Annotated in this window: 8 protein-coding genes; 6 read left to right on the forward strand and 2 right to left on the reverse strand. The window is 72.3% G+C overall.

The window, feature by feature from the left end; all coding sequences use genetic code 11:
- Position 1 precedes the first annotated feature (1 nt).
- A complete protein-coding gene (locus KIP79_RS34560; protein WP_214109176.1) occupies positions 2–1876 on the forward strand; it encodes an ABC transporter ATP-binding protein in 1875 nt (624 codons plus the stop codon).
- Here KIP79_RS34560 and KIP79_RS34565 read toward each other — a convergent pair.
- The gene (locus KIP79_RS34565; protein WP_214109177.1) at positions 1849–3069 is read right to left on the reverse strand and encodes a calcium:cation antiporter; all 1221 of its coding nucleotides are present in this window, start codon (positions 3067–3069) and stop codon (positions 1849–1851) included. The genes KIP79_RS34560 and KIP79_RS34565 overlap by 28 nt on opposite strands.
- 496 nt (positions 3070–3565) lie before the next feature.
- A complete protein-coding gene (locus KIP79_RS34570) occupies positions 3566–3784 on the reverse strand; it encodes a hypothetical protein (RefSeq protein WP_214109178.1) in 219 nt (72 codons plus the stop codon).
- Positions 3785–3915: 131 nt separating this feature from the next.
- Here KIP79_RS34570 and KIP79_RS34575 point away from each other — a divergent pair, with 131 nt between their 5' ends.
- Genes KIP79_RS34575 through KIP79_RS34595 form a run of 5 tightly spaced genes read left to right on the forward strand, consistent with a single transcriptional unit; the run spans position 3916 to position 14638 of the window.
- The gene (locus KIP79_RS34575) at positions 3916–6567 is read left to right on the forward strand and encodes an NACHT domain-containing protein (RefSeq protein WP_214109179.1); all 2652 of its coding nucleotides are present in this window, start codon (positions 3916–3918) and stop codon (positions 6565–6567) included.
- A gap of 43 nt (positions 6568–6610) precedes the next feature.
- Entirely contained in the window at positions 6611–8140 is a 1530-nt protein-coding gene (locus tag KIP79_RS34580) for a TIGR02677 family protein (protein WP_214109180.1), read from the forward strand.
- Positions 8137–9288, forward strand: a complete 1152-nt coding sequence (locus tag KIP79_RS34585; RefSeq protein WP_214109181.1) for a TIGR02678 family protein — start codon at positions 8137–8139, stop codon at positions 9286–9288. The genes KIP79_RS34580 and KIP79_RS34585 overlap by 4 nt, the downstream gene beginning before the upstream one ends.
- Positions 9288–13388, forward strand: coding sequence for a TIGR02680 family protein (locus KIP79_RS34590; protein ID WP_214109182.1), 4101 nt, complete (start codon positions 9288–9290; stop codon positions 13386–13388). The genes KIP79_RS34585 and KIP79_RS34590 overlap by 1 nt, the downstream gene beginning before the upstream one ends.
- Complete coding sequence (locus KIP79_RS34595) at positions 13385–14638, forward strand: TIGR02679 family protein (RefSeq protein WP_214109183.1); 1254 nt, start codon at positions 13385–13387, stop codon at positions 14636–14638. Before KIP79_RS34590 ends, KIP79_RS34595 begins: the two co-directional genes overlap by 4 nt.
- The last annotated feature ends 7 nt before the right edge of the window (positions 14639–14645 follow it).

Genomic DNA, 14645 nt, shown 5'->3' on the forward strand with positions numbered 1-14645 from the left:
CATGGCTGTGCTCGGTTCAGTTGATTCCCCGGCTTCCCCGGATTCGCCGCCCGGCGAACCGTCGGCCCGGAGGTCGGCCGTCCTGCTGGCGCTGCGGTACTACGTCCGGGAACTGCGGAGGCTGCGGCGGGTCTCGGTGCCCGCGATGCTGCTGCCGGCGTTGGGGAACATCTGCCTGTTCTACCTGGCGCCGCTGGCGGTGGGCGGGCTGGTGGGGCATCTGGCCGGTCGTGGGGAGGGCACCCTCGACGCGCTCCTGCCGTACGTGCTCGGCTTCGGCGCGATGCTGCTCCTCGGCGAGGCGCTGTGGCGGCTGGGACTGCACTTCCTGAACCGCACGGACGCCCGGGGCATCGAGCGGCTCGGCCAGGTGGGCATGGACGAGCTGATGGCCAAGGACGCCGCGTTCTTCCACGACAACTTCGCCGGTTCGCTGACCAAACGGGTGCTGAACTTCTCCAGCGGGTTCGAGGCGTTCGTCGACACCTTCGCGTTCTCGATCGTCGCCAAGGTGGTGCCGCTGGCGTTCGCCTCGGTGGTGCTGTGGCGCTACCACCCGCTGCTGGTCTTCGTGCTGGTGGGCCTCATCCTCGTCACCGGGTTCCTGGTGGCCCCGCTCATCCGCCGCCGCCAGGTGCTGGTGGACCGGCGGGAGGCCGCCAAGATCCGGGTGTCCGGGCACGTCGCCGACGTGCTGTCCAACATGGAGACGGTCCGCGCGTTCGCCGCCGAGGACCGCGAGTCCGTGGAGCACCGGGACCGGCTCGCCGAGCAGCGCCGGCTGTCGCTGCGTTCCTGGGACTACGGCAACCTCCGGGTGGACACCGTCGTCGCGCCGCTGTCGGTCCTCACCAGCACCGTCGGCCTGCTCCTGGCCGTCGCCCTGCGGGGCGGCCTGGGCGTGGAGGCGATCGTGGTGACGTTCACCTACTACACGAACTCGATCAGCCTCATGTTCGAGTTCAACCAGATCTACCGCCGCATGGAGAGCGTGCTGACCGAGGCCGCCCAGTTCACCGAACTGCTCCTCACCCCGCCTGCCGTGGTCGACCCGGACAACCCGCAGCCGCTGCGCCCCGCCGACGCCGGTGTCCGCTTCGAAGGGGTGCGGTTCGCGCACGCCGGCAATCCGCTCCTGTTCGACCGCCTGGACCTGGACATCCCGGCCGGTACCAAGATCGGCCTGGTCGGCCGGTCGGGCGGCGGCAAGACCACGCTGACCCGGCTGCTGCTGCGCCTCATGGACATCGACGGCGGCCGGATCCTGGTCGGCGGCCAGGACATCGCCCGGCTCCGGCAGGCCGACCTGCGCAGCCTGATCGCCTACGTGCCCCAGGAACCCGCCATGTTCCACCGGACGCTGCGCGACAACATCGCCTTCGCCCGCCCGGGCGCCACCGAGGCCGAGATCCGCCAGGCCGCGCAGGCGGCGCACGTCACCGAGTTCGCCGAAGCCCTGCCCGCCGGTTTCGACACGCTGGTCGGCGAACGCGGCGTCAAGCTCTCCGGCGGCCAGCGCCAGCGCGTCGCGCTCGCCCGCGCCATCCTGCGCGACGCGCCGATCCTGCTGCTGGACGAGGCCACCAGCGCGCTGGACTCCGAGAGCGAGATCCTCGTCCAGGAGGCGTTATGGCGTCTGATGCGCGACCGTACCGCCCTGGTGGTCGCGCACCGGCTGAGCACCGTCGTCCGCATGGACCGGCTGGTCGTCCTCGACCAGGGCCATGTCGTGGAACAGGGCACTCACGGCGAACTCCTCCAGGCCCAGGGGCCGTACTCCCGGCTCTGGCACCACCAGTCCGGCGGCTTCCTGGTCGAAGAGGAGGAGCCGTTGCCGCTCGATCCCGTTCACGGGACGGCGGCGAGGAAGAGGTAGCTGCCGCACAGGGCCAGGTGGACGCCGGCCTGGAGGAGGGTGGCGCGGCCGGGCAGCACGGTGAGGGTGCCGACGACCGCGGTGAGGCCGAGCAGGACGATGTGGGTCGCGCCGAGCCCGAGCACGAGCGGGCCCTCCAGCCAGATCGACAGCACCGCGATGGTGGGAATGGTCAGGCCGATGCTGGCCATGGCGGAGCCGAGGGCGAGGTTGAGGCTGATCTGGGTGCGGTTGCGGTGCGCGTTGCGGGCGGCGGCGAGGGTTTCCGGCAGCAGCACCAGCATGGCGATGACCACGCCCACGACCGCCTGCGGCAGCTTGGCGCCGGAGACGGCCGCCTCGATGGTCTTGGACTCCACCTTGGCCAGGCCGACGACCGCGACGAGCGCGGCCAGCAGCAGCCCGAGGCTGGCCAGGGCCGTGCCTGTGGACGGGGTCTCCGCGTGTTCCTCGGTGTCGGCGTCCTCGGTTTCTTCGGGCCGCGCGACGGCGATCACATTCTCGGCCTTGCCCGCCGGCGGAGAGGCGGGGCCGGTAGGTTGCGCCTCGAGGACGGCGCTGGGCTGTCGTACGACGAAGTTCTGGGCGGGCAGGAAGTAGTCGCGGTGGCGGACGTTCTGGACGAACAGGAACAGCACGTACAGGGCCAGCGAGATCACGGCGGCGAAGGTCAGTTGCGGACCGGAGAATATCGGGCCCGGGCTGCTCGTGGTGAAGGTGGGCAGCACCAGGCTGAGGGTCGCCAGCGTAATCACGGTGGCCAGCGCGGTGGCGGTGCCCTTGGCGTTGAACGGGGCGGTGCCGCTGCGCAGGGCGGTGATCAGGAGCGACAGGCCGACGATGCCGTTACAGGTGATCATCACGGCGGCGAAGACGGTGTCCCTGGCCAGCGTCGCGGCGCCGGGGCCGCCGGAGAGCATCAGGGAGACGATGAGGCCGACCTCGATGACGGTGACCGCCACGGCGAGGATGAGTGAGCCGTACGGTTCCCCGACGCGGTGCGCCACCACCTCGGCGTGGTGCACCGCCGCCAGCACGGACAGGGCCAGCAGCACGACGACCACGATCTCGACCGGGACCGGCAGACTACGCCCCCACACCAAGATGAGGGTCAGGACGGCCGCGACGGGCACGATCAGGGCGGCCAGTCCCAGCGGGGAACGGGTAGTCGCAGGGGTCGGCGAGACGCTCAAACAAGTACCTCCTCAGTTCTCTCGGAACGCCATGGACATGCACAGGTCAGGCTGAGAACCCAGGCGGCCATGCCGATCGGCGGGATCGCCCTCGGTTAGGGCTCCCACCGCGTCGTCAGTACGAGGGACGCGGATGACGGGGCGTCGGCGATCCTCAATCGCCCAGTCTGCCCTCTGACTGCGGTGTCCGGTATAGGGGTTGATGCCCATTTCGGCCGGGGCGAAGTCTGTATATGAGGGTAGCCGACACGTGAGCACCACCGTCGCCCCCGGCCGGGACGCCAACCTCCCGACCGACCTCCACCCCAGGCAAAGACTTCCCCATATACCGACATATCCCACTTTGTGAAATGGACGAACAAGTCAGCGCCCCCCATCACACACAAAGGCATATTAACGCCCATATGAGCGCGCAAATTGGCGGCCCGCAATTAGCACAGGCCGCCAATTGTTACGCCATCGACACCTGTCCTGATTTATCCATTTAATGCGAGAGCTACGCTCGCTCACGGATTGGCGCGGCCTTTCCACGGCCGCCGGCGCGGGACGGCCACCCGCGCGGCATGCTCCGCAGACATCGGGCGACGGCGTCCAGCAACGCCGGGCGTTCGCTGGGCGTGCTGCCACGCAGGACCAAGGCGAGCGCGATCACGGCCACGACACGCGGCAGCAGCGCGCCCGCCAGCGGCAGGAGGAGGAGAGCGTAGGCGTCCACGGCTTCATCCCTTTCGACGGGTTCGGGTTTGGAATCGACGCGACTGGCCAGTCCGCGACTTCCGTTCTAGACCCCCGGAGCCGACCGCGAACAGGGCGTCTGACCAGGTGTTAATGGGTGAATGGGTACCAATGACGAGCAACGAGGAAACGACCAGGAAGCGCGGCCGGGGCGGCCAGACCGTCAAGGGCGTGACCCGCCCCGACCCGGAGGCCGCGGAGCCGGAGTTCCGCCCGTGGGCCGAACTCGCCTGCCGCCTGTACGACGAGCTGTACGCCACCCGCCCCCCGGCCGGCCGTCCGGGCATCAACGAACTCGCCAAGGCCACCAACTACGCCGGCGCAATGATCTCCTATGTCTTCTCCGGCAAACGGCGCTACAGCTGGCAGGTCTTCCGGGCGATCGTGCGCGCGCTCGGCGGCCGGCCCGGCGAGTGGAAGGCCCGCTGGGACGCTACCGAGCGCCGCCACCGCGAGGAGACGCGGCTGCGCGGGCTGCTCCCGTTGCCGGGCCTGGACCAGGACGCCGCCGTACCCGACCGCGCCGTCGGAGACTGGGGATCGCCGGCAAAACCCCCGATCAGGCGGATGTCCCGGTGGCTGGCGAAGATCGGCGCGGTCGCCTTCACCGCCGCGCTCGAAGCCGTGCTGGTGATGCTGGCGCTCACCCTGCCCGCGCCGGGTTCCTACCTGGCGGGAGCCTGCGCCGCCGCGCTGACGGCGCTGCTCGGCCGCTGGTGGCTGCGCCGCCGGGCGAATGTGAGCCACCGCCGGCGACTCAAACTGCTGCGAATGGTCCGCGACAAAGCCGGAAAAGAGGCGGCGAGGGCGCAGGCGTATTACTACCTAATCCCCAGATTCACCCTGCTGGACGAGGAACCCGGCGGGAAAAAGCGCGGGAGCCGTCCGGAACTAATCCGGACAGACACCACCGTGACCGATATCCGCGCCCTCTTCGAGCAGGGCGGCGACGAGCTGACCCTGCTCGCCGACGCGGGCCTCGGCAAGTCCGCCCAGCTCGCCAAGCTCGCCCACGCCCTGGCCGAGGAGGCCATCGCGGAACTGGAGGCCGAACCGGGCCACCCGGGGCGCCCGCTGCCCGTGCTGCTCAACCTGGCCACCTACCGGGGCGAGGCGTTCGAGGACTGGCTCGTCGCCGAGGTCCACCGCGCCTACGACCACACCCCCGAGCAGTTCGTCCGCACCTGGCTGGCCGACGACCTGCTGCTGCCGATCCTGGACGGACTCGACCACGTGCCGTCGGCGCACCGCCGGGAGTGCGCCGCGCAGCTCAGGCGGTTCCGGCGGCAGGCCGCGGGCCTGGTGCTGAGCTGCCGCAACCGTGACGTGCAGCTGGCCCTCACCGTGGACACCGCGCTCCGCGTCGAGCTGGCCAGGCCGAGCAGGCAGGACGTCCAGGAGTACCTGATCGCTAACCCGGACGGTCTGGCGCCGGTACGCGAAGCGCTGGACGCCGACACCGGCCTGTGGCCGCTGCTGCAGTCGCCGCTGATGCTCGACATCATCCGCCTGACCTACACCGGCCGCCCGGCCGACGACCTGCGCCGCCCCGGCTCCCCCGCCGAACGCCGCAAACGGCTCTTCGACGCCTACCTCGCCCAGCGGCTCCAGGGCCACCCCAATCCGTACGCCGCCCTCTGCCGCCTGACCTGGCTGGCCCAAACGCTCACCACCCGCGGCGAGCAGGTGCTCTACCTCGACCGCCTGGACCTTGACTGGCTTTCCCCGGCCGCGCGCAAAGTGCCCCGCGCGGCCACCGGCGGCGCGGCGACGATCACGCTCTGGATCATGACCGTGGGCTGGATGGCGGTGGCGATCCACACGGGCGCGATCCAGGCGCGCCTCCCGGACGTGGCGCTGCTCGCCGGAATCACCGTCCTGGTCACCTGCTGCCAGATCGTGATCAGCGAGCGACTGGCCGACAGCCGGCAGGAGTCGCCGGGCAAGGCCGTCGTCCTCAACATCCCCGCCATACTCATCGGCGGCGCCGCGCTCCAGAGGATCGACTGGGGTTCGCAGGGCGTCATCCTGGCCCTGCTCATCGCGGCCTGGGGGTACATCACCACGATGGAAGGCGGGTTCCGGCCGGTGTTCAAACCGGTGGAACGGATGCGCTGGACCTGGCGGCCGACCGAGTTCCTCCTCTACTCCCCGCGCAACCAGGCCCTCGTCCGGGGCACCGTGGCGACGTTGCTCAACGTGGTCAAAGCCCTGCTGTTCGGCTACGCCTTCCATCTGTACTTCCCCGAGCCCGTCTGGCTGCCCTACACGGCGACCGTCCTGCTCGTGGTGATCTACCTGCTCGGCAACAACTTCGAGCCCTCCCTGGACGACGACCGGACCCGCCCCAACGAGGGCATCCGCCGATCGGCCCGCTACGCCCTGGCGCACGGCGCCCTGAACGCCCTGATCGTCGCCCTCGCGTTACTCCTGCTGGTCACCCTGTCGACCGGCCATCTCGACACCACCCCCGCCTGGCTCCTGGCCGCCCTCTTCGCCGGCCTGTACGGCCTGGCCCGCGCCTTCCGCTACGGCGGCCTGGCCCTGATCCAGTACTGGACCGTGCGCCTGGTCCTCACCGCCCTGGGCTACATCCCCCTCCGCTACCAGCGTTTCCTGGAGGACGCCGAACACCGTATCCTCCTCTACCGCACCGGCAGCGGCTTCACCTACCCGCACCGCCTCATCCAGGAACACCTCGACACCGCAGCCCGCGAAGAAGACCCGGACACGTTCTGGCAGCGTCTACCGGACCACTCGTGAACAACGTGCCACGGTCTCTCCGCAGGTCGAGGAGAATGGCGGTATGACCGTCCCGTCTCAGGAGCATCAGCCGTTCGCTCACCTGAGCGCTCCCAATGCCGTCCTGTACCGGGAGATCCTGCGTGTGTTCGCGCGGGCGAAGGAACGCTTCATCGTGCATCTGCGGCCGGAGGAGGTGGCCGCGGAGCTCCGGCGGGACAACGACGATCCGCTCGCCCAGGCCCTGGAGAAGCTGCGGGACTGGGGGAATCTGCAGGCCGACGCCGACACCGGCCGGGTCACCTCGGTGGAGGACTTTCACCGCAAGCGGTACCTGTTCCAGCTCACCCCCGCCGGTCAGGCGGCCGAGCAGGCCATCGCGTTCTACGAGGAGGCCATCGGGCGGCGCGGCGTCCTGCAGTCGGTGGCGCTGGGGGACATCGCCGAGCAGGTCCAGTCGCTGGCCGTGCTGGCCCGCGACGAGGATCCCGACCCTGCCCGGGTCCACCTGCTCCTGCTGTCCCTGGCCGAGCGGTTCTCGTCGCTGGCCGACAACGCGCAGGCCTTCATGGCCTCGCTGCGCCGCGCCATCGACTTCTCCGACGGCGACGTGGCCGGCTTCATCGCCTACAAGGAGCGGTTGATCGAGTACATCAACCGTTTCATCGCCGACCTCGCCAATTCCGGCTCGCGGATCGCCGCGTTGCTGGCCGAGCTGGAGGAGTCGGATTACGAGAAGCTGCTGCGGCTGGCCGCGCGGCGCGAGGCCGCGGACGCGGTTCCCGACGGGGCGGACGCCGCGGACGCCTACGCCAAGGCCGAGGAGGCGGCGTTCTCGTCCTGGGTGAACCGTTGGCGCGGGCTGCGCGACTGGTTCGTCTCCATCGATGTGGGCCGCCCGTCGCAGGCGCGGCTGCTGCGCCAGGCGGCGATCTCGGCGATCAAACAGCTCATCGACGCCGTGGGGCTGCTCAACGAGCGCCGCTCGGGCCGCTCCGACCGCTCCGCGGACTTCCGCACCCTGGCCCGCTGGTTCGCGGAGGCGCCGAACGAGGCGGCGGCGCACCGGCTGTGGCGGGCGGCGTTCGGTCTGACCCCGGCCAGGCACCTGACCGTCACGGCCGCGACCCTGGACGAATGGCGGGAGGTGGGGGCCGCGACCTCCTGGCGGCAGGCGCCGCCGATCCGGATCTCGCCGCAGCTTCGCCGTACCGGATCGTACGAACGCCGGGGCAAGCCGAACAAGGTGACCGACCGCACGGCGGCGCGCAGGCTGCTGCTGGAGCAGGCCGAACGGGAGGCGGCCGAGACGGCCGCGGCCCGCGCCCGGCTGCGGACCGGCGGGCCGGTCCTGCTCTCCGAGCTCGGCCTGCTGGAGCCGCGGGCGTTCCGGCTGTTCCTCGCCCTGCTGGGCGACGCGCTGGCCGCCCGGCGGCCGGGCGACACGGAGGTGAAGACGGTGACCGGCGACGGCTCGATGGAGGTACGGCTGACGCTCGTCCCCGGCGGAGGCGCGGTGGAGATCCACACCGAGGACGGAGTGCTCACCGGCCCCGAGCACGTGATCGAGATCACCGACCTGGTGGCCGGATGACCCCGGAGGAGGAGGCGGCCCAGCGGCGGGCCGCGCTGCGCGCCCTGCTGGCCAAGCCGCTGCTGACCGCGGAGGACGACGCCGAGACGCTGATGCTGGTCCGCCGGCACCTGACCGAGCTGCGCGGCTGGCTCACCCGGGAGACCGGCTGGCGGCTGACGGTGGATTCGGCCACGGCCCGGCTGTTCAAGACCGTCGCGGACACGACCGACGCCACCCATCCCGCCAGAGGCAGGACGGGAGAGCCGTACGGCCGCCGCCGCTACGTGCTGCTCTGCCTGGCCCTGGCCGTGCTGGAACGGGCCGACGCGCAGACCACACTGGGCAGGCTCGCCGAGGAGGTGCTGTCGGCCGCCGCCGAACCCGAACTGGACTTCGACTTCACCCTCGACAGCCGCGCCGAACGGACCGACCTGGTCACCGTGGTGCGGACGCTGCTCGGCCTCGGCGTGCTGCGCCGGGTCGCGGGTGACGAGGACGCCTACCTGACCGCCACCGGCGACGTCCTGTACGACGTGCGCAGGCCGGTCCTGGCCGCGCTGCTCACCGGCACGCGCGGCCCTTCCACCATCGCGGCCGGCTCCTTCGAGGCGCGGCTGACCGAGCTGACCGCCGAACCGGTCCCCGACACCGACGACCTGCGCAACCAGGCGCTGCGCCGCAGGCTGACCCGCAGGCTGCTGGAGGACCCGGTGCTCTACTTCGCCGACCTCGACGAGGCCGAGCGCGCCTACCTGACCTCCCAGCGGCACGTCATCACCCGGCGCATCGAGGAGGCGACCGGGCTGGTCGCCGAGATCCGCGCCGAGGGCATCGCGATGGTGGATCCCGAGGACGAGCTGACCGATGTCCGCATGCCCGAGCAGCGGACGGACGGGCACGTGACGCTGCTGGTCGCCGAGCATCTGGCCACCCGCGGCGAGGTGAGCATGGACGAGCTGCGCGCCTACGTCCGGCAGGCCGCCCGCGATCACGCCTCCTTCTGGCGCAAGGGCGTGACGGAACCGGGCGCGGAGGACGGCCTGCTGGCCACCGCGCTGGCCAAGCTGACGGCACTGCGACTGGCACGCCAGACGGCGAACTCGGTCGCGGGACTGCCCGCCATCGCCCGCTACGCCTTGAACGAACCCGTAATCAAAGGACAGTGATGCCGCCCTCCCCGACCTCCGAACGCTGGAAGCCGCTGCGCGCCGGGCTCGTCGACATCTTCTACTACGACGTGGAGGAGTTCCATTTCCACGACGGGCGCCTGCTGCTGCGCGGCAACAACGGCACGGGCAAGTCCAAGGTGCTGGCCCTGACGCTGCCGTTCCTGCTGGACGGCGAACTCGCGCCGCACCGGGTCGAGCCGGACGGCGACCGGCAGAAGCGGATGGAGTGGAACCTGCTGCTCGGCGGCAAGCATCCGCATCCCGAGCGGCTGGGCTACGCGTGGCTGGAGTTCGGGCGGCGCACCGCCGACGGCGGCGAGGAGTTCCGCACGATCGGCTGCGGGCTGAAGGCGGTCAGGGACCGCGGCATCGTCCGGCACTGGTTCTTCCTCACCCCCCAGCGCGTCGGCGCCGAACTCCACCTGCTCTCCCCCGCCGGGGTGGTGCTCACCCGGGAGAAGCTGCGCGAGGCCGTCGAGGGCCATGGCATGGTCTACGACCGGGCCGCCGACTATCGCCGGGCGGTGGACGAGGCCCTCTTCGGTCTCGGCGCGCACCGCTACGAGGCGCTGGTGAACCTGCTCATCCAGCTCAGGCAGCCGCAGCTGTCCAAGAAGCCGGACGAGAAGCTGCTGTCCAGGGCGCTCACCGAGGCGCTGCCGCCGCTCAGCCCCGCCCTGATCGCCACGGTCGCCGAGGCGTTCCGTGGTCTGGACGAGGAGCGCGACGCGCTGCGCGGGCTGGAGGAGGCGCGCCGGGCCGCCTCCGACTTCCTGGTCCACTACCGCAGGTACGCCGGAATCGCCGCCAGACGCAAGGCCGCCGTCCCGCGCCTGGCCCAGAGCCGGTACGAGCATCTGGGGCGTGACCTGGGCGAGGCAGAAGCGGCGCACGCGGCGGCCGAGGCGGAGCTGGCGGCGGCCCAGACCTCGCTGGAGGAACTGGCGACGCGGCGCACCCTGCTGGAGGCCCGCAGGGAGGCACTGCGGCAGAGCCCCGAGATGCGCGACGCGGAACGGCTCAACCAGACCGGTGAGGAGGCCAGGCGGCAGTCCGACCACGCCAAACGCTGCGAGGGGGAGCGTGACCGCCTCACCGCCGAGACCCACCGCCGCGAGCAGCGGACCCGTACGGCCCTGGACCGGGCGCAGGAGGCGGGCCGCGACCTGGACCAGGCCAGGGAGCTGACCCGCACGGCCGCCCGCGCGGCGGCGTTCGAGCCCGCCCACCTCGCCATCCTCGACTGGCACGCCATCGTGCCGCCGCCCGAACTGGCCAGGGCGCGGCGGGACGCCGAGACGCTGGCGGCCCGCCAGGACCAGGCGATCGGCGAGCTGGAACGGCTGATCGACACCGTGGCGCAGGCCAGGTCCCGGCTGGCCGCGGCCCGCGCGGAGGTGGACCGGCTGACCGGCGAACTGCAGGCCGCCGCCGAGCGGGTCGCCGCCGCCGAGGAGGCGACGGCCACGGCGACCACCGGCCTGGTCGATGCCTACGCCATCTACCTGGCCGGCCTGACCGAGCTGCGGCTGGAGGACCCTGACGAGGCGCTGGCGGCGCTGGAAGGCTGGGCCGTGGCCGCCGACGGCCCCAACCCGGCCGCGTCCGCCGTCGACGACGCGGCCAGAGCCGCCACCGACGCGCTCGGCCGCCTCGGCGCCGAACTCGACGCCGAGCTGCGCGGGGCCAGGCAGCTGGCCGCGACGCTGGCCGAGGAGATCGCCAGGCTGGAAACCGGTGGCCACGACGCTCCGCCGGCCCCGCGCACCCGTGCCCCCGAGACCCGGCTCGGCCGCCCCGGCGCGCCCCTGTGGAAGGTCGTGGACTTCGCCGAGGCCGTGCCGCCCGCGCATCGGGCCGGGCTGGAGGCCGCACTGGAGGCCGCGGGCATCCTCGACGCCTGGGTGACGCCGGCGGGAACCCTGCTCGCCGCGGACGACACCGTCATCGTGGCCGGCGAGCCCCTGACCGGGCCGTCGTGCGCGGTCGTCCTGCGCCCGGCCGTCGACCGGGCCGACCCGCAGGCCGCGGCCCTGCCCGACGACGCCGTACGAGCCGTGCTCCAGGCCATCGGGCTGGGCCCCGGCCGCCCCGGCGGGACGTGGGTGGCGGTGGACGGCCGGTGGGCCAACGGCGTACTGGCCGGATCCTGGCACAAGCAGGACGCCCACCACATCGGCGAAGGGGCGCGGGAGGCCGCGCGGCGCGCCAGGCTGGCCGTGCTCCGCGGCGAACTCGACCAGGTACGCCGCCGGATCGAACAGCTGGACGCCGACCTGGACACGCTGGCCGCACGGCGGGACCGGCTCGCCGCCGAACACCGGGCGCTGCCCGCGGACGCGCCGCTGCGCGAGGCGCAGGTCAAGCTCGCCGCCGAACACGAACGGCGGAGCGAACTGGAGGCCAAGCACGCCGCCGCGACCCGGGTCACGCTGGCCCGCCACCACGAGCTGGACGCCGCCGAACTCCGGGCGGCCGAGTTCGCCGGGGACGTCGGTCTGCCCGCCGACCCTCCGGGCCTGGCGGCGGTCAAGGCCGGGGTGGCCGACTACCGGCTGGCCCTGGCCAGGTTCTGGCCCGTCGAGCAGGCCCGGCGTACCGCGCTGGAGGCGGCCGAGGAGGCCGCAGAGGAACTCGACCGGACCAGGCGGCAGCTGCACGAGGCGGCGGAGCTGGCGGCCGCGGCGCGCGAGCGGGCGGACGCCGCCGCCGAGACCTACCGCGCGCTGGCCGAGACCGCCGGCGCGGCCGTCGAGGAACTGTTCCGGCAGCTCGAACTGGTGAAACGGGACCTGGAGGAGCGCCTGACCGCGGAGAACGCGGCCCGGCGCAGAGAGCAGGGCGCCCTGCAGGAACGCGGCAAGGCCGAGGGCGCGCGTGACACCCTGCGCGGCCAGATCGGGGAGGCGGCCGCGGCGCGCGACGCCGCGGTACGGGAGTTCCAGGCGTTCGCCGCCACCGGCCTGCTGCGCGTGGCCCTGCCCGCCCTGGCGGTGCCCGACCCGGCGGGCGAGTGGGCGGCCACCCCGACCGTGCTCCTGGCCAGGACGGTCAACGCCGAGCTCGACGGCGTGGACGACGGCGACGGCCCGTGGGATCGGGTGCAGAAGAAGGTGGCCGAGGAGCACAAGCTGCTGTCGGACGCCCTGGCCAGGCACGGGCACTCCGTCGGGCTCACCCTGCGCGAGGGCATCATGATCGTGGACGTGCTGTTCCAGGGGCGTACCAGGGACGTTCCCGAGCTGGCCGAGGCGCTGACGGAGGAGACCGAGCACCGGGCCAGGCTCCTGTCGGCGAAGGAACGCGAGATCCTGGAGAACCATCTGCTCAACGAGGTGGCGGGTACGCTGCACGAGCTGATCGCCGCGGCCGAGTTCGAGGTCAGGGAGATGAACGCCGAGCTGGAGTCCCGCCCCACCTCCACCGGCATGCGCCTGCGCCTGATCTGGAAGACCGCCAGGAACGCCCCCGAAGGTCTGGACCGGGTCCGCGACAAGCTCCGGCAGACGGTGGACGCCTGGTCGGTCGCCGACCGTTCCCTCGTCGGCGCGTTCCTGCAGGACCGGATCGCCCGCGAGCACGCCGACAACCCGGCCGCGGGCTGGACCGAGGCGCTGACCAGGGCGCTGGACTACCGCGGCTGGCACGAGTTCGCGATCCAGCGGCTGCAGGACGGTCAGTGGCGGGCCGCGACCGGCCCCGCCTCCGGCGGCGAGCGGGTGCTGGCGGCCTCGGTGCCGCTGTTCGCCGCCGCCTCCGCGCACTACAAGTCGGCGGGCAACCCGCACGCTCCCCGCCTGGTCGCCCTGGACGAGGCGTTCGCCGGGGTCGACGACGACTCGCGGGCCAAGTGCCTGGGCCTGCTGGCCACCTTCGACATGGACGTGGTGATGACCAGCGAACGCGAGTGGGGCTGCTACCCGCAGGTCCCCGGCCTGGCGATCTGCCAGCTCAGCCGCCGCGACGGCATCGACGCCGTCCTGGTCACCCCATGGCGCTGGGACGGCCGCGAACGCCGCCGCACCGAACGTCCCGTCGCCTCCCTGCCCGTGGCCGCCCCCAGTGTCGCCGTACGGCAGGACGACCTGTTCACATGAGCGACGAATACCAGCGGCTACGCCGACTCCTGGGTGGGGAGGAGACCGCCTGGCTGGTGGACCGGGCACGCCGCCGCCTGGCCCAGGGCAGACCGCTGACCGGCACGATCACCCTCACCAGCGCGTCGCCGGGGCAGCGACGGGCGATCGAACTCCTCCTCGGCCGCCGCGCCGGCACCGGCACCTCACTGTCGGTCTCCTTGGACGAGGTGGACCAGATGCTGCGGGCCAGCGGCGTCGCACCCGAAGGCCTGCACGAGGCCGTGGTACGCCTGGGCGGCCCCGTCCGCGATCTGGCCGCCGAGAACGCGGCCCTGGCTGCCGCCTGGCTACGGGCGTTCGGCCGGCTCGACACCCTGATCGCCGATCGCCCGGAACTCTCCGGCTGGCGCTCCTGGCTGGAAACCACCGGACTGGTCCGCAGGCTCGCTCCGACCGCCGACGAGGCGCGCCCGCTGCTCGACCACCTCACCTCGATCCTGGCCCGGCTACCCGCACCTGGCCTGCCCCTCGGCCGCCTGGCCGCAGAAACCTGCGGCGACGCCCACGCACTGGACGAGGGCCGCCCACTGGCGACACTGGCCCTGTCGGCGGCACGCGCACTCGCCGGCCTGCCGTACACGGACGGCGGCAGAGCGGACGCCCGCCGCGCCGCCTGGGCCGCGGTCGGCGTCCACCTCGACGACCTGTCCTCCCTCGTCCTCTGCCTCGGCCTGACCGGCGACGACCGCACCCCCACCGGCCGGATCCTCAACGCGGCCACCGAGGCGGGCGAGCCCTGCGTACTGACCCTCCGCCAACTCCGCCGCCACGAGACCCCCCTCACCGCCGGCCTGGTCCGCATCTGCGAGAACCCCGTAGTGATCGCCGCCGCCGCCGACGAACTCGGCCCCTCCTGCCCGCCCCTGGTATGCGCGAGCGGCAGACCATCAGCGGCCGTCTGGCACCTACTCGACCTCCTCGCCTCCAGCGGCGCCACCTTCGCCTACCACGGAGACTTCGACTGGGGCGGAGTTGCCATCGCCACCGCCGTCCACGAACGAATCGGCTTCCAGCCATGGCGCTTCGACACCCCCTCCTACCAGGCGGTCCCCGCCTCCGCCCCCCTGACCGGCCGCCCACACCCAACGCCCTGGGCTCCAGACCTGTCCCAGGCCATGGCACAACGCGCCGTCCGAGTCGAAGAGGAACTCGTCCTCTCCGACCTCCTCACCGACCTGGCCGCCGCGCCCCAAGCAGATCATCTTTGACCCGGCA

Origin of the sequence: Acrocarpospora catenulata (genome assembly GCF_018476525.1) — a bacterium.
GTDB classification, from domain to species: Bacteria; Actinomycetota; Actinomycetes; order Streptosporangiales; family Streptosporangiaceae; genus Acrocarpospora; species Acrocarpospora catenulata.